The organism is Roseibium aggregatum (assembly GCF_017309185.1).
GTDB lineage: Bacteria > Pseudomonadota > Alphaproteobacteria > Rhizobiales > Stappiaceae > Roseibium > Roseibium aggregatum_B.
The window spans coordinates 420,489-443,517 of the sequence record NZ_JAEKJZ010000002.1 but is presented as its reverse complement, the minus strand read 5'-3'; the positions used below and the strand labels follow the sequence as shown (position 1 = coordinate 443,517).

25 protein-coding genes are annotated in these 23,029 nt (G+C 61.0%); 13 read left to right on the top strand and 12 right to left on the bottom strand.

From position 1 onward, the window contains the following. The first annotated feature begins 17 nt into the window (after positions 1 to 17). Positions 18 to 959, top strand: coding sequence for a LysR family transcriptional regulator (locus tag JF539_RS14225; RefSeq protein ID WP_207141325.1), 942 nt, complete (start codon positions 18 to 20; stop codon positions 957 to 959). Positions 960 to 1,688: 729 nt separating this feature from the next. Here JF539_RS14225 and JF539_RS14220 read toward each other — a convergent pair. The 5 genes from JF539_RS14220 to JF539_RS14200 form a co-directional block, all read right to left on the bottom strand. After that, a complete protein-coding gene (locus JF539_RS14220) occupies positions 1,689 to 2,501 on the bottom strand; it encodes a hypothetical protein (protein ID WP_207141324.1) in 813 nt (270 codons plus the stop codon). Then, positions 2,498 to 3,190: a hypothetical protein gene (locus tag JF539_RS14215; protein WP_207141323.1), complete on the bottom strand. Its 693-nt coding sequence runs from the start codon at positions 3,188 to 3,190 to the stop codon at positions 2,498 to 2,500. Before JF539_RS14215 ends, JF539_RS14220 begins: the two co-directional genes overlap by 4 nt. Positions 3,191 to 4,030: 840 nt before the next feature. Further along, on the bottom strand, positions 4,031 to 5,308 hold the full coding sequence (locus tag JF539_RS14210) for a malonyl-CoA decarboxylase (protein ID WP_207141322.1): 1,278 nt from the start codon (positions 5,306 to 5,308) through the stop codon (positions 4,031 to 4,033). 171 nt (positions 5,309 to 5,479) lie between these two features. Continuing rightward, the gene (locus JF539_RS14205) at positions 5,480 to 6,817 is read right to left on the bottom strand and encodes a methyl-accepting chemotaxis protein (protein WP_207141321.1); all 1,338 of its coding nucleotides are present in this window, start codon (positions 6,815 to 6,817) and stop codon (positions 5,480 to 5,482) included. Then, on the bottom strand, positions 6,792 to 7,319 hold the full coding sequence (locus tag JF539_RS14200; RefSeq protein ID WP_207141320.1) for a PAS domain-containing protein: 528 nt from the start codon (positions 7,317 to 7,319) through the stop codon (positions 6,792 to 6,794). Before JF539_RS14200 ends, JF539_RS14205 begins: the two co-directional genes overlap by 26 nt. Positions 7,320 to 7,756: 437 nt before the next feature. On the opposite strand from JF539_RS14200, the gene JF539_RS14195 reads away from it, so the two are divergent. From JF539_RS14195 to JF539_RS14145, 11 genes are all read left to right on the top strand, one after another. After that, positions 7,757 to 8,587: a rhodanese-related sulfurtransferase gene (locus JF539_RS14195; RefSeq protein ID WP_207141319.1), complete on the top strand. Its 831-nt coding sequence runs from the start codon at positions 7,757 to 7,759 to the stop codon at positions 8,585 to 8,587. A gap of 90 nt (positions 8,588 to 8,677) precedes the next feature. Continuing rightward, on the top strand, positions 8,678 to 9,262 hold the full coding sequence (locus JF539_RS14190; protein WP_207141318.1) for a hypothetical protein: 585 nt from the start codon (positions 8,678 to 8,680) through the stop codon (positions 9,260 to 9,262). Between the two features lie 158 nt (positions 9,263 to 9,420). Further along, entirely contained in the window at positions 9,421 to 10,092 is a 672-nt protein-coding gene (locus JF539_RS14185; RefSeq protein WP_207141317.1) for a response regulator, read from the top strand. Beyond that, positions 10,092 to 11,417 carry a histidine kinase gene (locus tag JF539_RS14180; protein WP_207141316.1) on the top strand — a complete coding sequence of 442 codons (1,326 nt, stop codon included), beginning with the start codon at positions 10,092 to 10,094 and terminating at the stop codon, positions 11,415 to 11,417. Before JF539_RS14185 ends, JF539_RS14180 begins: the two co-directional genes overlap by 1 nt. Positions 11,418 to 11,786: 369 nt before the next feature. Beyond that, positions 11,787 to 12,737 carry an AAA family ATPase gene (locus tag JF539_RS14175; protein WP_207141315.1) on the top strand — a complete coding sequence of 317 codons (951 nt, stop codon included), beginning with the start codon at positions 11,787 to 11,789 and terminating at the stop codon, positions 12,735 to 12,737. Further along, positions 12,731 to 13,570, top strand: a complete 840-nt coding sequence (locus JF539_RS14170) for a DUF58 domain-containing protein (RefSeq protein WP_209017290.1) — start codon at positions 12,731 to 12,733, stop codon at positions 13,568 to 13,570. The genes JF539_RS14175 and JF539_RS14170 overlap by 7 nt, the downstream gene beginning before the upstream one ends. Further along, on the top strand, positions 13,557 to 13,943 hold the full coding sequence (locus JF539_RS14165; protein ID WP_207141314.1) for a hypothetical protein: 387 nt from the start codon (positions 13,557 to 13,559) through the stop codon (positions 13,941 to 13,943). Before JF539_RS14170 ends, JF539_RS14165 begins: the two co-directional genes overlap by 14 nt. Next, positions 13,940 to 14,881, top strand: coding sequence for a VWA domain-containing protein (locus tag JF539_RS14160; RefSeq protein WP_207141313.1), 942 nt, complete (start codon positions 13,940 to 13,942; stop codon positions 14,879 to 14,881). Before JF539_RS14165 ends, JF539_RS14160 begins: the two co-directional genes overlap by 4 nt. Next, the gene (locus JF539_RS14155; RefSeq protein WP_207141312.1) at positions 14,878 to 15,768 is read left to right on the top strand and encodes a VWA domain-containing protein; all 891 of its coding nucleotides are present in this window, start codon (positions 14,878 to 14,880) and stop codon (positions 15,766 to 15,768) included. The genes JF539_RS14160 and JF539_RS14155 overlap by 4 nt, the downstream gene beginning before the upstream one ends. Then, the gene (locus JF539_RS14150) at positions 15,765 to 16,379 is read left to right on the top strand and encodes a hypothetical protein (RefSeq protein WP_207141311.1); all 615 of its coding nucleotides are present in this window, start codon (positions 15,765 to 15,767) and stop codon (positions 16,377 to 16,379) included. Before JF539_RS14155 ends, JF539_RS14150 begins: the two co-directional genes overlap by 4 nt. Continuing rightward, positions 16,373 to 17,569 (top strand): BatD family protein, encoded by a 1,197-nt coding sequence (locus JF539_RS14145; protein ID WP_207141310.1) that lies wholly within the window; start codon positions 16,373 to 16,375, stop codon positions 17,567 to 17,569. Before JF539_RS14150 ends, JF539_RS14145 begins: the two co-directional genes overlap by 7 nt. Before the next feature lie 68 nt (positions 17,570 to 17,637). On the opposite strand, the gene JF539_RS14140 is transcribed toward JF539_RS14145, so the two are convergent. The 3 genes from JF539_RS14140 to JF539_RS14130 form a co-directional block, all read right to left on the bottom strand. Further along, positions 17,638 to 18,120: a phosphate-starvation-inducible PsiE family protein gene (locus tag JF539_RS14140; protein ID WP_207141309.1), complete on the bottom strand. Its 483-nt coding sequence runs from the start codon at positions 18,118 to 18,120 to the stop codon at positions 17,638 to 17,640. Positions 18,121 to 18,386: 266 nt separating this feature from the next. Further along, positions 18,387 to 19,262, bottom strand: coding sequence for an SMP-30/gluconolactonase/LRE family protein (locus JF539_RS14135; protein WP_207141308.1), 876 nt, complete (start codon positions 19,260 to 19,262; stop codon positions 18,387 to 18,389). A 100-nt stretch (positions 19,263 to 19,362) separates the two neighbouring features. After that, positions 19,363 to 19,833, bottom strand: a complete 471-nt coding sequence (locus tag JF539_RS14130) for an Lrp/AsnC family transcriptional regulator (RefSeq protein WP_207141307.1) — start codon at positions 19,831 to 19,833, stop codon at positions 19,363 to 19,365. A gap of 180 nt (positions 19,834 to 20,013) precedes the next feature. On the opposite strand from JF539_RS14130, the gene ald reads away from it, so the two are divergent. Continuing rightward, entirely contained in the window at positions 20,014 to 21,153 is a 1,140-nt protein-coding gene (ald, locus tag JF539_RS14125) for an alanine dehydrogenase (protein ID WP_207141306.1), read from the top strand. Between the two features lie 72 nt (positions 21,154 to 21,225). Here the strand turns inward: ald and JF539_RS14120 are convergent, their stop codons facing one another. The 4 genes from JF539_RS14120 to JF539_RS14105 form a co-directional block, all read right to left on the bottom strand. Further along, positions 21,226 to 21,879, bottom strand: coding sequence for a class I SAM-dependent DNA methyltransferase (locus JF539_RS14120; protein ID WP_207141305.1), 654 nt, complete (start codon positions 21,877 to 21,879; stop codon positions 21,226 to 21,228). A 142-nt stretch (positions 21,880 to 22,021) separates the two neighbouring features. Continuing rightward, a complete protein-coding gene (locus JF539_RS14115; RefSeq protein ID WP_207141304.1) occupies positions 22,022 to 22,294 on the bottom strand; it encodes a hypothetical protein in 273 nt (90 codons plus the stop codon). A 95-nt stretch (positions 22,295 to 22,389) separates the two neighbouring features. Further along, a complete protein-coding gene (locus JF539_RS14110; protein ID WP_207141303.1) occupies positions 22,390 to 22,659 on the bottom strand; it encodes a lipoprotein in 270 nt (89 codons plus the stop codon). 88 nt (positions 22,660 to 22,747) lie between these two features. Next, a complete protein-coding gene (locus JF539_RS14105) occupies positions 22,748 to 23,017 on the bottom strand; it encodes a glycine zipper domain-containing protein (protein ID WP_207141302.1) in 270 nt (89 codons plus the stop codon). Positions 23,018 to 23,029 lie beyond the last annotated feature (12 nt).

Below are 23,029 nucleotides of genomic sequence, written 5' to 3'. Positions count from 1 at the left end.
TTGGAAATAATTGTTGCATGGAACGCAACAAATTCGACTTGAATGATTTGCGCGTGTTCTGTGCGCTCGCCTCCGGTTCGGGCTTTCGCGCCGTGGCCGAGGATATCGGCCTGTCCGCCTCGGCGCTGAGCCGGCAGATCGCGCGGATGGAAGAAAGGCTGGGCACGCGCCTTTTCAACCGGGATACACGTAATGTCTCTCTCACGCCGCAGGGCGAAACCCTGTTGCGGCTGGCGGAGCGCGTGTTGAACACCGCCGCCAACGCGGGGGCGGAATTCGACGCCTATCTGGCGGCGCACCGGGGACGGCTGACCATCGCGGGCCTGCCGTCCGTCACCGCAGGCCTGTTGCCCTCCGTCGTCGCCCGTTTCCTGTCCGAGCATCCCGATATCGACGTGCAGATCAACGACGCCCTGTCGGATCAGGTCATCCGCAGCGTGGAGCAGGGGGAAGCGGATCTGGGGTTCACCGCAGGCGCTGTGGAGACATCGGACAGGATTTCGTTCCGCCATCTTCTGTCGGACCGTTTCGTGGCCGTGGGGGCCGCCGGAGGTGCTCTTTCGGAGCCGCGCAGCTACACGTGGGAAGAACTCGTCCGCCAGCCATTTGTCGCCATGGCGCGGGGAACCAGCGTGCGCGACCTGATCGAAGCGGCCTGTTCACAGCAGAACCTGCTGTTCCGGCCGCGTTTCGAGGTCGCCCATCTTGCCACCGCCGGCGCATTCGTGTCCCAGGGCCTGGGCGTTACCGCCTTGCCGGTGCTGACCCTGCCGGTGCTTCGAACCGGCAGCCTGATCTACCGCCGCCTGAGCGCTCCTGAAATGGTGCGCCAGATCGGGGTGATCTGGCGGGCCGGCCACGTACTGTCACCGGCCGCGACCGCGTTTCTGGATCTCGTCCGCAGCGCGGACCTGTCGAGGGGGCTGGAGGAGCCGCTGGAGGAGGGGGGAGAGGGATAAGCCGGATTATGGTCCGCGGTTCCTGTCGAATTCGAAAGCAACGATCACTTTATCGATCTGAAATGGACCAAGGAAAAACTGGCACTCGCCGGCCGCGGTCTTTTGAAGGCGGAAGGCCCGGGCAACGGCCCGTTCCTGGCCGTGCCAAGCGGCAAGCATCCGGCCTTGAACAAGGTCTTCCGGGAAAGCGATTTATTCGAAGGCGGCTGGTCAACGGCGCTGAACGGGCCCCCGAAAACCTGGTCTGCGTGGCCTGAACGCCCGGAACGTGAAGATTCAACGCGTGCCGAAGCATTGTCTGCTGGTGGATCTGGCGGCTTATGACCGGCTGGTTGGGAAGGGGAAGTGATGGAAAGCCTCGAGAGTCGTCTATTGACGTTCAGGAGGAGGATTCCTAAATACTTTTTTGTTTGGTGCCTAAAAGTTTATCGGAACTAAATGTTAACCGATCGCGTTTTAAAAAATGTAGCAGGCTTCTATGTAGCTGTTGACTCCGCAGCCTGAGTATGGCTCTTTCAGTTCAGAGTTTGAAACAACTCGTATCTAAGAAAGCTCTTTGCATGCGCCCAAGTGGAACTTACAGCCCGTAAGCATTTGGGAGCCTACTGCAGGGATGACGGGTGACGGAAAGATCGACTACGTCGTGATCTGGCATTACCGAACCGGTGCAAGGTAGTTAAGCTTAGATATTTGAGTCGAAAATGGGCGCTTTAGCGCCCATTTTCAATTTCAATTTATGAAACTATTTGGAAAAATATTTAGATGGTCGCAACTCTCAGCAGTATGCGTTTGATTGTGACAGTTGACGAATTGTCGCCCTTTTAGATTTCTGTTGTCTTCGAGCGAGAGATTATAGTGCCGCTCAAAGTCGTACGGCAAACCGAAGCGAAGCTGAGAGTTGAAGGCGCACTTCGCAGTGTGGCCATTTCCCTCAACTACGGGACGAGAATGCCTTTCATGTCCATACTGAAAATGATATCCACGTTCGTCTACGAAGTACTTGTCGCGATATCCTCCTTTCTTTTTTGGAAACTCTTTATCTCTTAAATGAGAAACTAGTTTCTCTATTTCGACAATTAACGAAAAAGTTCTTTCGCCCAGATTTTTGTTTATGGATGACCATAATTGTTGCGCAGTTGTGTCTTTGAAATTGGGAAACGGCAGTAAAAGAGCTTTACGATTGCCCATTGGTTTGAAAGTCTGTTCTAGGGAGTTCAATCTTTTGATCCAGAAAGTAATTACGCGAGACAATTCAGTCTTAATGTTACGTTCCCGCGCCTGAAGAATACTTGTTGGTACTTCTAAATCAAAAATATTTGATCGATATTCTGAATCTGACAAAATTGCAATTGCTGAATCTGGATTTTCTCTGTTTATCTTTAAGCAATACGTTAAATCGTCTAGATGGGGAGGCTTAGTGAAAAACTTATGATCTGCCCCATGCTTTTCACGAATTTCCTTCGGAACCATCCCGATACCGGTAACGGAAAAATATTTTTTCAAATCTTTCTGATTTGTCAGTAAAATAAAAGAAATTTTCATTTTTGAGCCAATTTCATTATGATATCAAATGGTATTTGTATCCTTCGCAAATCGCTTTCGCTCAGCCCTTGGAATACTTCAAAGAATTTATTTTTAGGGGGCCTGGTTTTGAGTTCTCGAATATAAAGTTTTTCTTCAGGTAAGTTGTTTTTTGATGCCCAAGTCTTGATTGTATCTGCGACTTCTTGTGCGTCATACTTTGAGCTGCGTCCATCTATGACGAGGCCAGATGGAATCTGTTTTGAAGTTTGACTGGGAGGGGGGGAGTTGCTTGGTACATCTTGGAAGCGCAATTCCTGCCCGGCTATATCCAAGTACCTTGTCGAATTTGCTGGTATTGGTTTTACAAAGGCGGCCCAAATAGAAGCTTTAATCCTTTCGCTTTCATTGGTTTTGTTAGTTGACCTCTGGGTAGTATCGTCAAAAGAAAACTGCTCTCCAGATGGTATGAGTGCGATCTTTTGTTGCTGTGTCGGGTGGGTGATTATAACCACTCTGCTGGAAAGTTGAGTGGCAATGAACTGCCTAAGCTTTAATGGTGCGATTGCACTTCGATAGTCCCCCTTTTGTTTCGAAAGCTCCATTCCTAGTTCGCTGAGCAAAAGAGGGTTTCGATTTTTTTCCCACACATCTTTAGTTTTCTCTTCGATAGCTTCTGCCAACTCATCTTGGGTCCAAGAATTTTCCATCACAGGTTTTATCCTCAAGCAAACGACGTATCTTTAAAATTAGGAGGCTCACAGTCAATGCTTTATTAATTTTGAATTTCATCGAGTTGTATCCTGGTCCTTCAATTTCAACCGGGTTGTAAAGTTCGCTCGTCCTAGGTGTGCTAGCAAGTGGGATTAGAGAGTGGAAGTAGATGTTTCGCGCTTCCTGGGTAGTTTTACGAAGTGTGTAGAGATTTCTATTGATGCCCTTGCCAATCGGAACTAGACTCAACAAAGTTGGCGTACCAACAGATTTTCTGTTTGGAAAGACGCCTACGACGAAGCTCCGAAGGTATCGGTAACCGATAGCGCCAGTGCGTGGGCCAAAAGGCGGGCCGACAATCTATGGGAGTGATGTCGCCCCCCGTCGCACGCGGCATCTCCTAAAATGAAACATAGTCTTCGTTGGTCTATTATATATAGTGTTCATCAACAGGTTTTAATTTCAAACTTGGTGGATTTGCCGATTTTAACGCTACCTAAGTTTGAAATTTATAGAAACTGCTTTTCCATTATCCCATACCAGCTTCTGCCTATTCCAAAAGCGGGATATGCTGGCTTGGTTTCTTCTGCAGATCCACCGCATCGGGGGCAACGGAAACGATGACACCCAGGGAGATCTGGGACGCGTTCACAGTTCTAGAAGCGGTCGAACCGATGCTGGTTCCGTGAGCGCGCCGGAGGCGACGGGTTTGGATCTCACGGTAGTCTGGAACCCACGACGGTTTTCTTTTGCGAAGGCAATCGTGAGGAGACCTGCTGGAGCACGGCGGGCCGCCCTGCAACGAGACTTAAGGCGCCGCGCCGGGCGTGTGCGCGTCACTCGACCGCCAGTTCCTTCTCCTGCGGCCTGAGGTCCTGTTTTTTGGCGGCTGTGTCCAGAGAGCGGATGTCCGAGGAGGCGGCGATCTCCAGGGAGCCTGCGAAGCGTTCGAGGTTCTGGGTGACTTTGGCGAGGTCGTAGAGATAGTTGACCATGACGCCGGCGGACTGGGCGCGGCCTTTGTCGGAGATGTCCGCATCCGCATGAACGGCATGGACCTGCGCGCCATTGCCCAGATGAAACCGGGCCACCGGGTCGAGCGGCTGACCGTCCTTGCGCTTGGCGGACAGGAGGTAATGGGCGGCAAGCGTTCGCAGCTGTTTCGCGTCGGCCCCGGCATAGGCGATCTCCTGACTGTCCAGCCATTTGGTCAGGCCGGGGATCGGCGACAGGGTGACGAAGGTCTTCAGTCCGGGGAGCTCGGCGGCCAGGTCGGAGGCGACCTGTTTGATCAGCGAGTTGCCGAAGGAAATGCCCGCGAGCCCGGCCTGGCAGTTGGAGATGGAATAGAACACGGCGGTTCTGGCCCTGTCGGCCCTGCCGTGCGGCCGGTCCTCGGCGAGCAGGTCCTGGATCGAGCCGGGGACGTCGGCTGTCAGCGCGACCTCGACGAAGATCAGCGGTTCGTCCGGCATGGACGGGTGGAAGAAGGCGAAGCAGCGGCGGTCGTCCGGCGCGAGCCGGCGGCGCAGGTCCTCCCAGCTGGCGATTTCGTGGACGGCCTCATAGGCGATGATTTTTTCCAGGATATGCGCCGGGCTTTCCCAGTTGATCGGCCGCAGGACCAGAAAGCCGCGATTGAACCAGGACACGAACAGGTGGCGGAAGTCCTGGTCGAGCGCCTGAAGCTCGTTGTCGCCGCCGCCCAGGCGGATGAGGTCGGCGCGCATGCGCACCAGGGCCTCGGTGGCGCGAGGCACCTGATTGAGACGCCGGATCAGCTCCTGCCTATCCGGTTCGACCGCGGTCATGAAAGCTCGGTAGGTGTGCTTACCGGGAGCGGCCTCGTAGGCGTCAAGGGCGGCGCGGACCTTGTCCGGGTCGATGTTCATGTCGGCGGCGATATGATGAAAAAAGCCGAGCTTGGCGCTGTCGTCCATGTCCTGATAGCGTTGCAGGATGTGGAACGCGGCGGATTGACCCGAGATCTCTCCGGTTGCACCGACCAGCGCATTGATCAGTTCGTCCAGGGACCTCGAATCGGGCCGTTCGAGCGCCGCCCTGCGGTACCGGCGTTCAAAAAGGGTCGACAGCAAGTCACCGAGAATCGTCATGTAGGCCTCCAGGGTGTCCCAATCGGTCGGGCAGCACTTTCCTTGAGATAGGGGCGCATGGGCAAGAGCCCAATTGCCCAAAAGGCGACCCTGTCAGCCGGAGCTTTCGCGACACTGGAAAAAACGCGGGCGGATTTGGAGCCGAAGCGAAACCGGTTGGCCAAGAATGCCTCAGGCTGCCTCGGTTTCGTGATCCTGCTTGTCCATCGGGCCTTTGCGCAGCGACTGGAAGAAGGCCGTCACCGCGTCGGTCAGCTGACCGGCATTGGAGCTCATGGTCTCGGCGGAATTCAGCACCGTCGTGGAGGCCGCGCGGGTCGTTTCGGCGTTTTTCGATACGCTTTCCACGATGGAGGTGACGTGCGAGGTGCATTCCACCGTGTTCATGACGTTGTCGCGGATATCGCGGGCGGCATCGGCCTGCTTGCGCGACGCCGCGGAAATGATCTCGGTGATTTCCTCAATTTGCCGGATCGTTTGCGAAACCGTGTCGAAGGCCCGCGCCGTGTCCCGGCTGGCCGTATCGACCTCCTCCAGGGATGCCGTGATTTCCTGCGTCGCTTTCGCGGTCTGGGTGGCGAGCTCCTTCACTTCAGAGGCGACGATCGCGAACCCCTTGCCCATCTCTCCAGCCCGCGCCGCCTCGATCGTCGCGTTGAGTGCCAGGAGGTTGGTCTGGTTGGCGATGGAGGAAATGAAGGTGATGATCTCGCCGATCGCTTCCGTCGATGTGCGCAGGCCGTTGGCCTTGTCCTGACCCTGGGCCACCTGGTCGACGGCCTCGCGGGCAATTTCGATGGAGCGTTCGATCTGGCCGCTGATTTCCTCGGTGCTTTCGCTCAGATGTTCGACGGCAAGGGCCGCCGAATTCACGTTTTGCGAGGTCTCGTCGGCGGCTCTCGCGATCGAGGTGACCACCTTCGCGTTCGAGACCGCGCTCGCTTCCATGTCGCCCGCGGTGCCCGACATGCTCCCGGCCGAGGACATCAGGCTGTCGGCAATCTGTCCGATCTGGTTTTCAAAGGAGTCCGTCGACTGGCGGAAGGCGCCGACCCGTCCCTTGATGGTGCCTATGACGGCATTCATGGTCTCGGCGTTTTGGAGGTAGCTCCCGTTCAGGCCACCGGGCTGGATCGTCCGGTAATAGTGATTGTTTTGAATGGCGATCATGGAGGCGGCTGCCTCGCGCATGAAGGCGTCGGTCCGGTCGATCAGATTGTTCATCGAGGACATCATCCGGCTGACCTCGCCGGCCTCGACGAAATCGCAGGCGCGCGCCTCGAAATCGCCGCGGGCGACCTTGTCGCAGACCTCGGTCGCCCTGGCCAGCCCCCGGCGCGCGCGGACAAGGGTCACAAGAACGAAGACGGTCGCGGCGAGGCCCGGCAGGGTCGCGGCGGCCGCAAGCGATGGCCAGCCCGCGGCAAAGGCAAGACCCGCCGCCAGGCTGGCCAGAAGGGAAACCCCGGCAGCGAGACAGGCGTTATAGAGAGTGAATGAGCTCGTCATAGCTCACGCCTTTCGATTCGAGGACGGACATCAGCTGGTCGTAGCCGGCCTTCAGGCCACTTTTCCGGTCGGCCGCCTTGCGTTCCGTTTCATTGAGCTGGGCATAGAGAGGGATGAAGACATCTTCGACGACCGTCCGGTTGGGAACCCGGCGGTTCGAGTGATAGCCGATAATCCTGCCCTTGGCGTCGAAACTCGGGGTGACATGAGCCAGGACCCAGTAGTGGTCCCCGTTCGCGGACATGTTGATTACATAGCCGAAGATTTCCCGGCCGGCCTCGATGGTGTCCCACAACAGCTTGAAGACGCATCGCGGCATGTCGGGATGGCGAATGAGGCTGTGCGGCGCGTCTTGAAGGGTTTTTCCGTCGAAGCCGGCGATGTCTCGAAACAGCTTGTTGGCATATGTTATTCGTCCACGCGTATCGGTTTTGGAAACGATCAGGTCGTGTTCCGAAAAGAACCTCTCGACGCCCGTCGGCATCACCTTGTTTCGAGCCATTCTCAAGTCACCATAGAAGGTCATTAGTTCATGTTCGAGATTGAGGCGATTTTGCTTAATATATTTCTAATTTGAGCGTCTTTTCCTGAAATCAGGCAAGCTAAATTGTACGTATCATTTCTGATGTTCGATTATCTTACTTTAAAATTGCATGACGTTACTTCCGATAGTATTTTTCGCAATGTTTGGGCAATAAAGACCTCGAGGCGAAGAATTTCAGCAAAGCATCCGGCTGCGGAACTCTTTACCAATCGACCGGAAGCAGATGGCGGAAGATGACCTGGCATCCGCAAAGTACGAAAATTCACGGGCTTTGCAGATACCGGCGGGACGCTGTATAGAAAGCGGCAACCGGCTAGACCTGAAACCGCGTCCGACATTTCCGTGTCCGGCGTCCTCAGGACGGCCAGCGCTCTTCGAAGAAAAAGAACAAGCAGATGAACGACTTTCTTGTTGCCGCCCTTTACATGTTTACGCCGCTTGAGGACTTTGAGGCCATGCGGGCTCCATTAAAGGCCTTCTGCGTGGAGCGGGACGTGCGCGGCAGTCTGCTTCTGGCGAGCGAGGGCATCAACGGCACGATCTGCGGCCCCGAGGAAGGGGTCAGGCAGGTGCTGGCCCATTTGCGCTCCGACCCGCGACTGCGCGGTCTGACCCACAAGGAAGCCTGGACGCACCGGCACGTGTTCAAGCGCATGAAGGTGCGTTTGAAGCAGGAGATCGTGCGTCTTGCCGTCGATGGCATAGATCCGAACGAGATCGTCGGAACCTACGTTAAACCGGAAGACTGGAACGATCTGATTTCCGATCCGGATGTGGTGGTGATCGACACGCGCAACGATTACGAATTCGCCTTCGGCACCTTCGAGCGGGCGCTCAATCCCGAAACCCAGGCTTTCCGGGAGTTTCCCGCCTGGGTGGAGGGGCAGGAAGAGCTGAAGAAAAAGCCCAAGGTGGCGATGTTCTGCACCGGCGGCATCCGCTGCGAGAAGGCGACCGGCTGGATGCTGAAGCACGGTTTCGACGAGGTCTATCATCTTGAAGGCGGCATTCTGAACTATCTGGAAAAGGTTCCGGAAGACGAAAGCCTCTGGAAGGGCGAGTGTTTCGTCTTCGACGACCGGGTGTCGGTGGACCACAAGCTTGAACCCTGCTGGGGGGCCTGGGTGCCCGAGGAGGCCCGGCATATCATCAACGAAGACACCGACTACGAACTGGGCACGCGCCGCGATGCGGCGGCGGACGAACTGCGGACGTCCAATTCTTAACGGAAATTTACTTTTTTGCTTTAACCCGTTGGGCTTCTTCCCTAAGGTCATGGATGCAGTGTTTTTCTGCGCCAGACTGGGGGAAGTGTCATGCGTCGCAGGTTCTGGAGCGCGGCCGCCGCGTTAGCGGTCGGTCCCGTGTTGAGTTCGCCCGTTTTCGCCGGAGGCAAGACGCTCTCCTGCTACGAACAGGCGATTGTGCCGGCGGTCTACCAGACCGTCAACGAGCGGGTCCTGGTTCAGGCGGCGTCAAGCTACGAAGCGAGCAAGCCGGCGGTCTACGGCTATCGAACCCGCCGGGTCCTCGTGCAGGCCGAACGGGTCAGCTATCGGAAGACGCCTGCGGTCTACCAGACGCGCTATCGCAAGGTTCTGTCCCAACCGGCAAGCATCGGCTGGGAGTACCGCCGTGTGAACGGCCGGAAAATCCTCTGCAAGGTGAAAATCCCAGCGGTCTACAGCACCGTCGGCGAACAGGTGCTTGTGCAGCCCGCCTCCAGGGTCGCCGTTCGCCAGCCTGCGGTTTACAAGACCGTGAAGGAAAAGGTCCTCCTGCAGGAGGCGTTCAAATACGTCGTCACCAAACCGGCCGTTTACAAGACCGTGAGCCGCCAGGTTCAGGTGCAGCCTGCACGAAAGGTCTGGAAGCCGATTTACGTGAGCGGCTGCCGGTAACCGGTCGGGTCACAAACGTCGCGGCGGCCGTCCCAAACCGCGACGCGGTCTGTTGAACACAAGTGGCAAGCCCCCGGGAAAGACCGGAGCGCGAGTACAGGACCGGAGCATTTTTTCGAGCTACCGTTCCGGCGTCATTTTACACCCCAAAGGATGCGTTGAGCTCGTTGGCGGGGCTGCGGTATTATCTCAACATGGGAGCGATCCGTATTCTCTTGGCCGACGACCACCCGATCGTGCGGGAGGGTTATCTTCGGCTGCTCGAACGCCAGCCGGGACTTGCGGTCGTCGCCGAGGCCGGTGACGGAGAAACGGCACTGGCCGCCTTTCTGACCCATGAGCCGGACATCGTCCTGATGGATCTCTCCATGCCGGGAGCCGGAGGCCTGGCGGCGGTCGAGGCCATTCTGGCTCACAATCCTTCGGCGCGGATCATCATCGTATCCATGCACCAGGGAGCGGTTTTCGCGCGAAAGGCCCTGGCCGCCGGTGCACGCGGGTTCGTCTCCAAAAGCAGCCCGCCGGAAGAACTGGTCAGTGCGATTGGACGGGTCGTGTCTGGACGCCGGGTCCTGTCTTCCGACGTGGCGCAGGACGTTGCCCAGACGTCGCTCGGCCATGACGATCTCGGGAGCCTCACCCGGCGGGAACTGGAAATCCTGCAGTTGCTTGCCCACGGGATGAACGGCCGGGCGATAGCTCGGACGCTCGGCCTCTCCGCGAAGACGATCCAGAACAACCTTTCGCAGGTTCGGGCCAAGCTTGATGCGTCCGGCGATGCCGATCTGGTGCTCAAGGCGCAGCGGGCCGGCCTGACCCAGTTCGGGTAATGCGCGGGCTTCTGCCACAGCTCGTCCTGCGCCTCCTGGCCGCGCAACTGGCGGTCGTCTTTTTCGGCACGTGCTGGGTTCTTTGGGCAACCGCTGACGATGCCCGCCAGAACGCGCGGATCACGGCCGAGCGGGTGGCGGAGGCAATCGCCGCGCGCCCCGATTTCATGGGGCTTGCCTTCGGCGGCGTCGCGCCGGTGCCGGCCTTTCGTGACTGGCAAAGTTTCCCGAGATGGACACTGATCGCCCCCGGTGTCTGTGTCGAATTCGGTTCGGCCGGAGAGCCCAGTCACCGCCGTTGCGGTTCCTATGTCGTTTCGGAATCGAACCCGCCCCAATGGTTCGGTGCGCTTGCGGAGCGTATCGGGCTGATTCCGGCCCCGATCGTGAGGCCGGTTCGCACGCGCTATGTGACCGACGCCCAGGTGACCGCTTTCGCCGAGTCGGAAGTGATCGTCTTTCGCGCCTGGGACCGCATCGGCGATTTGATGCGGCTGACACTCGGTATCGCGGTGGCAGGCGCTGTTCTGACCGGTCTTCTGGTCGCGCGCCTGCTGGCACCTTTCCGAACGATCCTGCGCGGCATCGAACGCCTGCAAAGCGGAGACTTCGCGACCCGGCAACCACGTCAGCATGTCAGGGAATTCGACCGATTGAGCCTGGCGCTCAACGATACAGCCGAAGCCCTGGAGGAGGCGCGGGAGACCAGGACCGATCTGACCCGGCGGCTGTTCACGGTCCAGGAAAGCGAGCGCCGTGCCCTGGCACGGGAGCTCCACGACGAGTTCGGCCAATGCCTGGCGGCCACGCGCGCGCTGGCGGCGGCCGTCGCGCAGTCCGGTGAGACGACTGCGAAGGACGGCGAACGGATCGGCGAGATCACCGGCCAGATGATGCAGAACCTGCGTAACGAACTCTCCAGGCTGCGGCCGCCCGATCTCGACGAACTCGGTCTGGACGCCGCCCTGAACCGGCTTGTCGCGGGCTGGCGCGGCCGTCTGCCGAATGTCCGGTTCACACTCAAGCTGCAAGGGGATATCGACGCCATCCCCGACGACCTTGCGCTTAGTCTCTATCGGATCGCACAGGAATGCCTGACCAATGCGATCCGGCACGGAAGGCCGAAGGCTGTTGCTGTCGTCCTGATTGCGGGCGAGGGGATCTCCCTTACGGTGACCGACGATGGCGGCGCGCGCGAAAACCTGCCCGCCGGGGATGGCTACGGCCTGCTCGGCATCCGCGAACGGGTCAATGCGCTCGGAGGACGGTTCTCGCTCGACACCGCGAAGCAGGGCATGCGCGCCAGTGTCCACCTTTCAAACTGACACGGGACCGGCTGAAACGGGATATCTTCCCGTTCCCTGCGGGAAGACCTCTCTGGCGCTTTTCGCCCGGCGCGGGCATTCTTTTTCCGGGAGGCTAGAGCCTTTCACGGTTAGATTGAAGCATTCTGCCGGAGCAGATTTGGTTCAAGGCCAAGGGCTTTGACGAAGGCCGTGCTGGCTGCACGGTCGAGGCAAAGCCCGACGGCATTGGGCCTAATCGGCCCGGCCCTTCGGGTTCGCGTTCGGCGGCCGCCTGCTTTGTCGCGCCGCTTGCCCATAGCCCGCTATGGGCTTCACGTCCCTCCGCGCAGCTCGACTCGCCGGATGACAAACAGAATGCTTCAATCTAGCCGTGAAAGGCTCTAGAACATGGATACACTCAGTCATCCGATCACCTTGTTGCAGACGGATGTCTCGGAAGGGCTGATCGGGCACGGGGAGATGGTCGAACGGCTGCTGATCGCCCTGCTGGTGGGCGGTCACGTGCTGATCGAGGGGCCGCCGGGCGTCGCCAAGACCCGCACCGTCAAACTGCTGGCATCCCATCTGCCCGGCAGCCACGGCCGGATCCAGTGTACCCCGGACCTGCTGCCCGCCGATCTGACCGGCACACAGGTTTTCCGGCCGGAAACCGGAAACTTCGATTTCATTCCGGGCCCGCTTTTTCATGCGCTGGTGCTGGTGGACGAGATCAACCGCGCTCCCCCCAAGGTGCAGTCGGCTCTTCTGGAGGCGATGGCCGAGCGTCAGGTGACCACATCGGGCACGACCCGGCCCCTGCCTGACTTCTTCATGGTCGTCGCAACGCAGAACCCGATCGAGCACGAAGGGACATTTCCCCTGCCGGAAGCCCAGATGGACCGGTTTCTCCTGCATCTTTCGCTCGAGTTGCCCGATGCCGGGCAGGAACTCGCGATCCTCAACCTTGTCGAAGCCGAGGAAGCCGCCCCGCCGTCGTCACCCTCCCTGCCGGTGTCGACCGAAGACCTTCATGCCGCCCAGGCGGAGGTCGCGCAGGTGCACCTGGCTCCGGCACTGAAGGATTTCATCGTGCGGCTGGTCATGGCCTCGCGTGTCGGTGGCGCCGTTGCCGAGTGGGTCGAGCACCCGGTTTCCCCGCGCGGCACCCTGGCGCTGGCCGCCTCGGTCCGGGCCCGGGCCTGGCTGAAAGGCCGGGACTACGGCCTGCCGGAGGATGCCCAGGCGCTCGCGCCGGATGTGCTTTCCCACCGCCTCGTTCCGAACTGGGCCGCCGTCAGCGAAGGGCGGACCGGCCGCAGCCTTGTCGACGACGTGTTGCGTCTGGTGGAGCCATGGTGAGAGCCGTGCCGGACCAGCCGGGTATCCGGATAGGTGCCGCAGAGCTGATGGCCCTGCGGGTGACATCGAACCGTCCGGAAAAGCATCGCCCGGCGACAAGGAGACCGGGGGCGGTTCCGGCCAGACTGCCGGGCGCCGGGATGGACCTGCGGGAGATCCGGGCGTTTTCGGAAGGAGACGACATCCGACGGATCGATCCGGCGGCGACGGCCCGTACCGGCAGCCCCCATGTGCGAAGCTTTCACGAGGACCGCGACGACACCGTGCTCCTGATCGCCGACTTCAGGCCTTCCATGCTCTGGGGAACCGGCGAGGCACTGCGCTCTGTCCGGGCAGCACGGTCCCTGGCCCGGCGTGGTTGGGAGGCTGCTGCGCGCGGAGCGTCGGTCGCAGCGTTGACCGTTACCTCCTCCGGTATATCGGCCCTGCCGGCACGGACCGGGGTCCCGCACATGAGCGCCATTGCCCACATGCTGGCGCATGAGCATGATCGGGCGCTCGAAAGCAATGGAGATTTCCCGTCTCTGTCGGCTGCACTTGTGCGTGCGGCAAGGCTGGCGCCGCCGGGAGCCCTGATCTGGCTTGCCAGCAACACAGAGGCAATCGCGCCGGACGACGAGCCCGCCTTGCGCCGGTTGTCCCGCCGCAGGCGGTTGACGCTGCTTTTTTCTCCAGATCCGGCGGAAGTGTCTCCTCCGGACGAGGCCCTGCCGATCCGTTCCGGCGGATCGCGCCTGATGGCGCGGCTGCGTCCGGTGGAGATTGCGCCGCTGACAGCACGGTTGCGGACTCTGGGTGTTACGCTTGAGGTGGAACCGGATGACGCAGGCTGACCTGATCGCCGCCTTGCCAGAGGGACGCCTGCCCCCGGGGCTGATGGCGCTTCGCCCGAGCGACCTGCTGGCCTTGTTTGGCGCGGGGCTGATCGTCTCGGCTCTCCTATCGCTGTTGATCTTGCCCTTCACGACCCGGCGCCCGTCGCGCAAGACGCTGATCCGCGCGACGCGGGACTTGCCGCCCGAAGATCGCCTTCTTGCGATAGCCAGGATCCTCGGTCACCTGCCGGAGGAATTGCGCCCGGCGGCCTACGGTCTTGAACCGCCTCCGTCCGGCGAGGCTCTGGAACGAATAGCGCTCAGCGCCAAACGACCGGTTTCGGCCGAAAGCTCTTCCGGAGCCGATGGTGACAGGGGGCGCGACGGATGAGTCTCACCTTTCCCCTGGCGTTGCTTCTGCTGCCGCTTCCCCTGCTGGTGCACAGGTTCCTGACGAGGATCGGCGCGGTGAAGGCCGCGCTGACCGTGCCGCACGGCGTCTTTGCCGCGGCGCAGTCCTCAGCCGGTCGGGGAGGGCGGAGCGGGCCGGTGCTTCTGGTCGCTGCGTGGGTGGCGCTCGTCGTCGCGCTCTCCGGCCCGCGCGTTTCGGAAACGACCGATCTGCTGCCGTTTTCCGGACGGGAAATCATTCTGGTGCTCGATCTTTCCGGCAGCATGATCAAGGAGGACTTCGCGCTGGACGGTCAGCCGCTGTCGCGGCTGGCGGCCGTCAAAAAGGTTGCCTCGGCCTTCGTTGCCGAGCGCAGGGGCGACCGTATCGGTCTCGTGATCTTCGGCGAGCGCCCCTATGTCGCGCAGCCGCCAACCTTTGACGTGGGGTCGGTCGCCCGGTCCATTGAAACGGCCCAGATCGGTATCTCCGGCCGTGCCACGGCCATCGCGGACGGCCTCGGTCTTGCGGTCAAACGGCTTGAGGAGAGCCGTGCCGCGACAAAGGTCGCCGTGCTCCTGTCCGATGGCGTCGACACCTCAGGCAAGGTACGCGCCACCGATGTCGCTGGGCTCGCGGTGCGTCATGACATCAGGGTGCACACCATCGCGCTCGGCCCGGAAGACCTGGAATCAAGGCCGCAGGCCCGAGACGCGGTCGACGCGGAAGCGTTGCGATCCATCGCGGATATCGGGGAAGGGACATACTTCAGAGTGCGGACTATGTCCGATCTTGAGGCCATGGCCGCGACGCTGGACCGGCTTGAACCGAGCCCCATGCGGCGACCGCCCTTGCGGTACTGGCGTACGCTCTGGATCTGGCCCGCCGGCGCGGCCTTTCTCCTGCTGGTTTTCCTTGGTCTGAGGAGGCAGGGATGAGCGAGTTCACCTTGCTCCGGCCCTTGTGGCTTGCGGTGCTGCCGATCCTGATCCTGCTGGCGCTCTGGGCATGGCGTCGCGGCGGCGGTGCGGGCGGTTGGGAGAAGGTCCTGTCCCCGCCGATGCTTGCGGCCATGCGCTCACTCGGACATCTTCATGTCGGAAATGACCGGTCCGGCTTGTCCTGTCTGCTGGCAGCAGGCTTCGTTGCCGCCGGTCTCGCGGGACCGGCCGTGCCGCGCGACGATGCCCCCGTGCTGGCGGGCAACGGTGCGATGCTGATCGCCATCGACATGTCGCGGTCCGTTTCCGAAAGCCCGGCACTCGCCGACGCTCAGGCGGCCGCGGCGCAGATCCTGGGGGCCGCGAACGGACGTGCCATCGGACTGATCCTTTACGGTGGAGAGGCGTATGACGTTGCCGCTCCGACAGAGGACCCCACCACGCTGGGGACCCAGATTGCGGTGCTTGGCCCCGACATCATGCCGGGTGAAGGCAGCAGGCCGGCGGCAGCCCTGGCGCTCGCGCGCGAAATGCTGAGCGGGATTCCAGATGCCGATCTCGTCCTGATTTCCGATGGCGGCGGGATCGATGCGGCAGCCGTCGCCGAAGCCGAAAGACTGACGGACGGAGGCGTCCGCCTCTCGCTCCTGTCCCTTTCCGGGAGCGTGGGACCGCCGGTGGCGGGGGATGTCTTCGCGAGGCTCGACGATATGGCAGTGTCCGCAACGGCCCGGGACCCGGACCGGGTGCTGCGGCGGATATCGGCCACCGGTGCTTTGCGGAGCGAGCGGGCGGTCACCGCGTTACGCTTTCGCGACCTCGGCCCCTTCGTCGCGGCTCTCGCCCTGATCCCCGTGCTCGGGCTGTTCCGGAGGACGGTATGAAACGGGTTGCTCTCGGCTTCCTGCTCGGTCTTTTATGCCTCGCGGTTGCCGGCCCTGAAGCCTGGGGGCGCCTCGCGTTCTGGGGCGGACTGCCGGGCGCAAACGTCCTGTTGAGCGAACCGGCAGCAAGGGGTCTGGCGCTCTACCGGGCCGGGAACTACATGGAAGCGGACAGAACCCTGGCCGGGGCAGGGCGGGGGCAGACCTTCAACCGGGCGCTGACACTGGCGGCAACGGAGCAATACGCGCTGTCGGTTGCCTATTTCGACGCGGTCCTGTTCGCGAACCCGGGCGACACGGAGGCGCGCAGCCTGCGCGACCTGGTCGACACATTCGTTCCGAAGACGCGGGGCGACAGCGTTGCGCCGGGGCGGCTTTCCGCCCGTGGTGGGCGATCGGGCGATGCTGAAAAAAGTCCCTGGGGCTGGCCCGATGCACCGCAACCTGAACGGCAGCGCAAGCTCGAAGCACGTGGTTTCGCTGCTTCGGAAGAATGGCTGGCGACGATTTCCGACGATCCGGGCGAGTTCCTGCGGCTGCGTCTTGCAAAGGAATATGAGCGCAGGGCGGGTCTGGGCCTGATCCGGCCGGAGGAGGGCAATCCGTGGTGATCCGTCTTGCGTTTCTTCTGCTGGTTCTGACAGGGGCCGCCCGTGCCGAAAGCCTGCGCCTTGTCGTGCCGGACGGAATACGGCCCGTGGTCGGCGAAATGATCGCGGTGACCATCCGGGGTGAATACACGCGCCGGATCACGTTGGAGACGCTTATTTTCCCCGATTCAGAGGCCTATGATTGGGTGCAGTTGGCGCGCGACAGCTGGAAGGAGGAGAGGGTGAAGGGCCGCGCCGTTCTCGTGTTCCAGCGCCGCATCGCTCTTTTCCCCCGTCAGGCGGGTTCCCTTGAGATCGGGCCGGTCACCCATGAGCTCACGGTGGTGGCGGGAAACGGAGGGCGTGAAACCCTGGAGGTGCACGCCGAACCACTCACGCTTCAAGTCGCTCCCTTTCCGGGGAAAAGTGCGCCGCTGTCCGCCCGGAGCCTCACGGTGGAGGATGAATTGTCTGCCTCCCCAGGCGAACTGCGCGACGGCGAGACCCTGATCCGGAAGGTCACGATCCACGCCGACGGCACGCTGCCGCATCTTCTGCCGCCGAGGCCTGAGATCCGCGAGCCTTGGCTGATCAGTTTCACCGGTCCCGAGGTCCGGGAGATTCAGCTGTCTGTGGACGGTCCGCGGGCAAGCGTCGCCTGGGAATGGCATCTTCGCCCCAAAACCGGGGAACCGGGCGTCCTGCCTCCCATAGAAATACCATGGTTCGATACTGGGACGAGGACGTTGCGAACGGCTGAAATTCCGGCGATTCCCTTCGGCTATGCCAGCTTCGAGGCAAACCGTGCGGGATCGGAGCGATTGCCTGCTCTTTATTTGACGGCGGCCTTCTGCGTAGTTGGGGGAGGTCTTCTGATCGGACTTGGATATATCCTGACCGGGACTTCACTGAGCCGAAAGGAGGGGGTCCTGCGTCTGTTGAGACGCTGGTCGCCCTTCGACCCGACCCGTCACGCGCTGGCTGCCGCCGCAAGGCAGGACGATTTGCCTGCGCTTCGGTCGGCGGTCGAGCGATACCTTTCCAGACGGCGAACGCTAGGTCTGGTCGAAGTGGAAGACGCGACAGAGGATCTGGATCGGGCTATTTTCGCAAGGCCGGAAACGCGGTCGTCCTTCAATGCGAAACGATACGTGAAGGGGCTCCTCAAACGGAAAGGCAGGCTGCGGGGTCGAAGCTCTACGGGTCTTTGATGGGAGCGGCTGCGGGACCTTGTGCGGCGGTATGCCGCCCAGGGCGTTCGGAGCGAAACGGCCGGCCGTCAGTCCTTGTCGGAATTGCTGCTCGGTTTCTCGTCAGGCAGTTGCAGCCTGAAGGCGGGCGTCTTGTGAACGAGCCAATAGGCCCCGCTGGCGGCGAACACCAGGGCGGCCAGTCCGAACAGGTCGAGCGGCCCAGCCTTGTCCATATCCAGAATGATCACCTTCCGGGCGACGGCCATCAGCGCGGTCGCGATCACGATCTTCACGTGGATCACGTCTTCGCGGAGGTAGATCGTGATATTGATGAAAATCTCGATGGCGATCAGCACCGCCATGAAAGCTCCGAAGACACCCAGAATATCGGGAATCGTGAGGATGTAGCTCGGTGGGTCCAGGACACGCTGGTAAAGGGTCCAGCCGACGTCGATCACACCCATGAGAATGACCAGCACCATCAGTATCGCGAGAATGCGCACGGAAAAATAGATGATCTTCTGCAGGAAGATTATGAGCGGTTCCTTGTCCGGTCCCTGATCGTGCATTTGTCTTGCTCTTTCGATTTCAGAACGGGTGTTCGTTTCGCTTCAACACGTGAGACGGCAGGGAACAGGCCGGGCATTCCCGGCTGCCTGATGCCGCGGCTACTTTAACAAGGCACCGCCGGACCGAACACCGCAGCCGGCTGACAAAACTGTGGCAATTGAGTGCTGTGGCCGTTGAGACGATCAACGGCAAGTTTCAGGCGGCGCGCTTGTAGACCAGATGTACGGAACCGGTCCCTTTTTTAGCGCCGCAGGGGCCTCTTGGATCAACCGGCGGACGTCTTGAACCGGTAGGACTTCAATCCCCTCCGGCCGTGGCCTTCCACCAGGAACAGGCCGCCCGACTGCGCGTCGGGGTCGTCGGGCTGTTTGATGCTGGTGACGATCAACTGGTCGAGATCGGGCCCGCAGAAGCAGGGCATGGTCGGCTTGTCGACGGGCATTTTGATCGCGTGTAGCAGATTGCCGTCCGGAGCGAAGCAGTTGAGCAGGCCGGCGGAAACGCCCGCGCTCCAGTAATTACCCTCGGAATCGACCGTGGCGCCATCTGGCCGGCCGGTCTTGTTCGTCTGCTGGGCGTAAAGCATCTTCGAGCCGAGTGTCCCGGTTTCAGGGGCGAAGGAATAATATTCGATCCAGCCGGGCGAGCTGTCGGCGTGATACATGTAGGTTCCGTCGGGAGTCCAGGCGAGGCCGTTGGAGCATTGCAGCTCGTCGCGGATCTCATGGACCTCGCCGTGGCCATCCACACGGTAAAGGCCGGCAATGGGCTCGCGCGGGGACTCGATGTCCATGGTGCCGACCCAGAAGGCGCCGTCCGGTCCGACCTTGCCGTCGTTCAGCCGGGTTCGCGGCTCGTCCGCCTGCACCTCGGCCAGGATTTCGCTGCTTTGCGTCTGCGGATCGAACAGCAGGACCTTGTCCCAGACGGCGACCACAAGCCGGTCGTCGTCTGTCAGGCCGAAGGAGCCGACCTCGTTGTCGAAATGCCAGGTGGTGATGTCCCTCGTCTCCCAATCCATCGACTGGATCGTTCGGCCCTGGATGTCCGCCCAGAGCAGGCGGTTCTGTCTGTCGTCCCAGGTGGGGCATTCGGCAAGCTGATAGGTGGTGTTGAGAAAACGGGTGATCTTATGGGTCACCGGGCGGCGTTCCTTGCGAGGCTCGGGCGGATGAATGGAAGCGGACTATATAATCCCGGCGTCGAGGCTGCAATGATGCCTGGTGTCATACCGGCCGGCCTCATCCTCCGCCGTCCAGGGGAATGGCCGTGCGCCGCACGATGGGCCGGATGGCGAAGGAGGACTTCATTCTGAGGACGCCGGGCAGGCGGGCAAGGTGGTCGCGGTGGATGCGCTCGAAATCCAAAGGATCCTCGGCGGTCAAGTGCAGGATATAGTCGGCGTCACCGGCCATCAGGAAACACTCCATGATCTCGCTCGAGCGGGCGACGGCGCGCTCGAAATTTTCCAGCGTCTCCTGGGACTGGCCGGTGAGCGATATCTCGACGAAGACATCCATGAGCCGCCCGAGTTTGCGCTGGTCGAGAAGCGCGACATAGCGTTCGATGATGCCCGCTTCCTCCAGGGTTCGCACACGGCGCAGGCAGGCGGAGGCGGACAGACCGACCTTGTCGGCAAGATCCGCATTCGCGATCCGGCCGTCTCTTTGAAGTATGTCGAGAATTTTCCGGTCGATCCGATCGAGGGTCATGTTGCGTCGCATATATTGCTTGATTTTAATGATGTGTCGCAGATTATTTCATGAAATAACCAAAAAGCGCAATCAGATTGTGAGTTGGCTGGTTTTGAACATGAGGAACGCAAGCACATTCGACGCGATCAGGCGTAGAATTTCCGCACAATCAAAAACGCTTCCAGAGGAGTAATGGATATGCGCGTCGGTGTGCCGAAGGAAATCAAGAATCATGAATACCGTGTCGGGCTGACCCCCGACAGTGTCGTTGAAATGGTTGCCCGCGGTCATGAGGTCGTTGTCGAAACCAATGCCGGCGCGGGCATCGGCGCGAGCGATGCCGATTACGAAGCCGCTGGCGCGAAAATTCTGGCGAGCGCGAAGGATGTCTTCGATGCCGCCCAGATGATCGTGAAGGTGAAGGAGCCTCAGGCCGTTGAGCGCGCGATGCTGCGCCCGGATCATATCCTGTTCACCTATCTGCATCTGGCTCCCGATGCCGAGCAGACCGCCGATCTGGTCAAGTCCGGCGCGACCTGCATCGCTTATGAAACCGTGACCGACGCCAAGGGCGGGCTGCCGCTTCTGGTGCCGATGTCCCAGGTTGCCGGCCGTCTGTCGGTGATCGCCGGTGCAAAGGCGTTGGAAAAAGCCTCCGGCGGTTGCGGAACCCTGATCGGCGGCGTACCGGGTGTTGCGCCTGCCAAGGTTGTCGTGATCGGCGGCGGTGTCGTCGGCTCGCATGCGATCACCATGGCACTCGGTCTGGGTGCCGATGTCACCGTGCTCGATCGCAGCACGACGGTTCTGGGCAATCTCTCCCAGACCTTCGGTCCGGCCTTGAAGACGGTCTATTCCACAAAGGCGGCACTGGAAAAGCATGTCCTGGAAGCCGACCTTGTCGTCGGCGCCGTTCTTGTTGCCGGCGCGGCCGCGCCGAAGCTGGTCTCAAAGGACCTCGTTTCCCGCATGAAGCCGGGCTCGGTGCTGGTCGATGTCGCGATTGATCAGGGCGGATGCTTCGAGACCTCCAAGGCGACGACCCATTCCGACCCGACCTACATTGTCGACGAAGTGGTGCACTACTGCGTCGCCAACATGCCGGGCGCCGTGCCGAAGACCTCGACACATGCCCTCAACAACGCCACGTTGCCTTTCGCGCTGGCGCTGGCCGACAAGGGGGCGAAGAAGGCCCTTCTCGACGATCCGTATTTCCTGCCGGGCCTGAACGTCATCGGCGGTCAGGTGACCTGCGAGGCGGTCGCCTCCGCGCTCGGATACACCTATGTGTCCCCCGCCGATGCGCTTGCCCGGGAAGGCGCCAGCCAGGCGGCCTGATTCCGACTGTCTCGAATGCGCAAAGGCCGGTCATTTGACCGGCCTTTGTTGTCTGGGAAAGACCTCAACGTCTTAGCAAACCCTGCAAAGGGTATGTATTACCTTGATTTCCTCCGCGAAGTCCTTGTTGCCCGGCAGATAGGCCCGGGGTTCGCTCACATGGAGGACCGACCACAGGTCTTCGTCGGCGAGGGCCTTCAGCTTGCCGTCAAGATCAAGCGTCTGCCAGAGGTCGGACCTTTCGGTAAAGGCGATCACGCCGCCGCCACGCACGCAGCGGCAGAGGTCGCGGAACAGTGACAGAAGATCTTCGATATAGGTCAGGACACCGACCGAGATCGCGGCGTCATAGTCATCGTCCCTGCAGGGCAGGGGATGTTTTTGCAGATCATGGCAGATCAGTCTCTCATAGGTGCCGCGCTGCTCCGCCAGCGTGAGGGAGGCCGGTGAAATGTCGATGCCGTCGACCCGATAGCTTGCCCGCTTCTTCAGGGCCTCGGACACCAGTCCGGTGCCGCAGCCGACATCGAGTATGCGCGCACCGGGCAGAAGGTGGGGAGCCATGAGCGCAACGGTTTCGTCCGGCGCATGATAGTTCCATCCGGCAAGAGTGGTGTCGTAGGTTTCCGCGAACTGATCGTAATAGCTGGCGACGGTTTCACTGTCCGTCGAACCGGCTTTCAGCGACAGACTGTCCGGAGTCTCGGGTTTGCTGCTTTCGGTCATGAACATGCCCACTCATTGAAGGGAATGGAAACCCTAACAACGGGCAGCGGCGTGGTGCAAGCCACAGCACGATTGACGTCGCGACGCGGATAGAACGAGACAGGCTTTGGCCGAATCGGCCTGCATGGAAGTGAAACGCTTCTCAGGGACAGCGCACCTTGTAGGGCGTGCCGTTCTGATCCTGGGCGATGCAGTTGCGCGGAGTGGTGACGACGCCGACGAGGCCGCCGCCAATGGCTCCAAGAGCCGCGCCGGCAAGGGTGGCATTGACCGTCGATCCGGCGACCGCGCCAATGGTCGCACCGGTCGCCGCGCCAAGACCCGCGCCGATCAGCATTCTGTCGCGCTGGCTTTCGGTGTTGACGCAGCCGGCCAGCAGCAAGGCAGAGGCCGCTACAGCTATGACGGGTTTCATCGGAGCATCCCTGGCGAAAGTAAACCTCCCGCCAAGGTGAGGACTTATGGTTAACAGAACCTTACCGGCTCGAGGTTATCCAATATCGATCCCGCTCAAGGGCAGGCAACCCGGTAGGGGCGACCATAGCGGTCGTAAGCCGTGCAGTTTTTCGGAGTGGTGGCCGCGCCGACTATGGCGCCACCCGCCGCTCCGATGGCGGCGCCTGCGAGAACCGGACCGGCACCCGCACCCGCGGCCGCGCCGACGATTGCACCTGTCGCCGCACCCAATCCGCCGCCGACGAGAGCGCGGTCCGTCTGGCTGTCGGACTGGCAACCGGCCAGCGAAACCGCCGCAACGGCAATCAAAAGAAGTCTCTTCATCCTAACCCCCAACCGGCAATTCAGCCGTAGACGAGGTCACGTCCCAACCGAACGATTCGGGGGCGTGACCTGATCCGTCTGTTTTCGCTTACGGGCAAGCGACGCGGTAGGGGTTGCCGTAGCGGTCGTAGGCCACGCAGTTTTTCGGGGTCGTCGCGGAACCGACGATCGCGCCACCCGCGCCACCGATCGCTGCACCGACCAGTGCGCCGCCGACATCGCCGGTCGCGGCGGCACCGATTGCGGCGCCGGTAGCGGCGCCCAAACCGCCGCCGACAAGGGCGCGGTCCGTCTGGCTGTCGGACTGGCAGCCGGCAAGAGCGATGCCGACAGCAGCAAGCAAGACAAACTTCTTCATAAAAGTGATCTC

Excerpts from the sequence above, each read along its gene's own strand:
- JF539_RS14195 (WP_207141319.1), top strand. The coding sequence starts at position 7,757 with ATGAACGACTTTCTTGTTGCCGCCCTTTACATGTTTACGCCGCTTGAG.
- JF539_RS14120 (WP_207141305.1), bottom strand. The coding sequence starts at position 21,879 with ATGACCGAAAGCAGCAAACCCGAGACTCCGGACAGTCTGTCGCTGAAA.
- JF539_RS14110 (WP_207141303.1), bottom strand. The coding sequence starts at position 22,659 with ATGAAGAGACTTCTTTTGATTGCCGTTGCGGCGGTTTCGCTGGCCGGT.
- JF539_RS14115 (WP_207141304.1), bottom strand. The coding sequence starts at position 22,294 with ATGAAACCCGTCATAGCTGTAGCGGCCTCTGCCTTGCTGCTGGCCGGC.
- JF539_RS14210 (WP_207141322.1), bottom strand. The coding sequence starts at position 5,308 with ATGACGATTCTCGGTGACTTGCTGTCGACCCTTTTTGAACGCCGGTAC.
- JF539_RS14205 (WP_207141321.1), bottom strand. The coding sequence starts at position 6,817 with ATGACGAGCTCATTCACTCTCTATAACGCCTGTCTCGCTGCCGGGGTT.
- JF539_RS14175 (WP_207141315.1), top strand. The coding sequence starts at position 11,787 with ATGGATACACTCAGTCATCCGATCACCTTGTTGCAGACGGATGTCTCG.
- JF539_RS14170 (WP_209017290.1), top strand. The coding sequence starts at position 12,731 with ATGGTGAGAGCCGTGCCGGACCAGCCGGGTATCCGGATAGGTGCCGCA.
- JF539_RS14200 (WP_207141320.1), bottom strand. The coding sequence starts at position 7,319 with ATGGCTCGAAACAAGGTGATGCCGACGGGCGTCGAGAGGTTCTTTTCG.
- JF539_RS14160 (WP_207141313.1), top strand. The coding sequence starts at position 13,940 with ATGAGTCTCACCTTTCCCCTGGCGTTGCTTCTGCTGCCGCTTCCCCTG.
- ald (WP_207141306.1), top strand. The coding sequence starts at position 20,014 with ATGCGCGTCGGTGTGCCGAAGGAAATCAAGAATCATGAATACCGTGTC.
- JF539_RS14180 (WP_207141316.1), top strand. The coding sequence starts at position 10,092 with ATGCGCGGGCTTCTGCCACAGCTCGTCCTGCGCCTCCTGGCCGCGCAA.
- JF539_RS14190 (WP_207141318.1), top strand. The coding sequence starts at position 8,678 with ATGCGTCGCAGGTTCTGGAGCGCGGCCGCCGCGTTAGCGGTCGGTCCC.
- JF539_RS14220 (WP_207141324.1), bottom strand. The coding sequence starts at position 2,501 with ATGAAAATTTCTTTTATTTTACTGACAAATCAGAAAGATTTGAAAAAA.
- JF539_RS14150 (WP_207141311.1), top strand. The coding sequence starts at position 15,765 with ATGAAACGGGTTGCTCTCGGCTTCCTGCTCGGTCTTTTATGCCTCGCG.
- JF539_RS14140 (WP_207141309.1), bottom strand. The coding sequence starts at position 18,120 with ATGCACGATCAGGGACCGGACAAGGAACCGCTCATAATCTTCCTGCAG.
- JF539_RS14225 (WP_207141325.1), top strand. The coding sequence starts at position 18 with ATGGAACGCAACAAATTCGACTTGAATGATTTGCGCGTGTTCTGTGCG.
- JF539_RS14155 (WP_207141312.1), top strand. The coding sequence starts at position 14,878 with ATGAGCGAGTTCACCTTGCTCCGGCCCTTGTGGCTTGCGGTGCTGCCG.
- JF539_RS14105 (WP_207141302.1), bottom strand. The coding sequence starts at position 23,017 with ATGAAGAAGTTTGTCTTGCTTGCTGCTGTCGGCATCGCTCTTGCCGGC.
- JF539_RS14130 (WP_207141307.1), bottom strand. The coding sequence starts at position 19,833 with ATGACCCTCGATCGGATCGACCGGAAAATTCTCGACATACTTCAAAGA.
- JF539_RS14215 (WP_207141323.1), bottom strand. The coding sequence starts at position 3,190 with ATGGAAAATTCTTGGACCCAAGATGAGTTGGCAGAAGCTATCGAAGAG.
- JF539_RS14165 (WP_207141314.1), top strand. The coding sequence starts at position 13,557 with ATGACGCAGGCTGACCTGATCGCCGCCTTGCCAGAGGGACGCCTGCCC.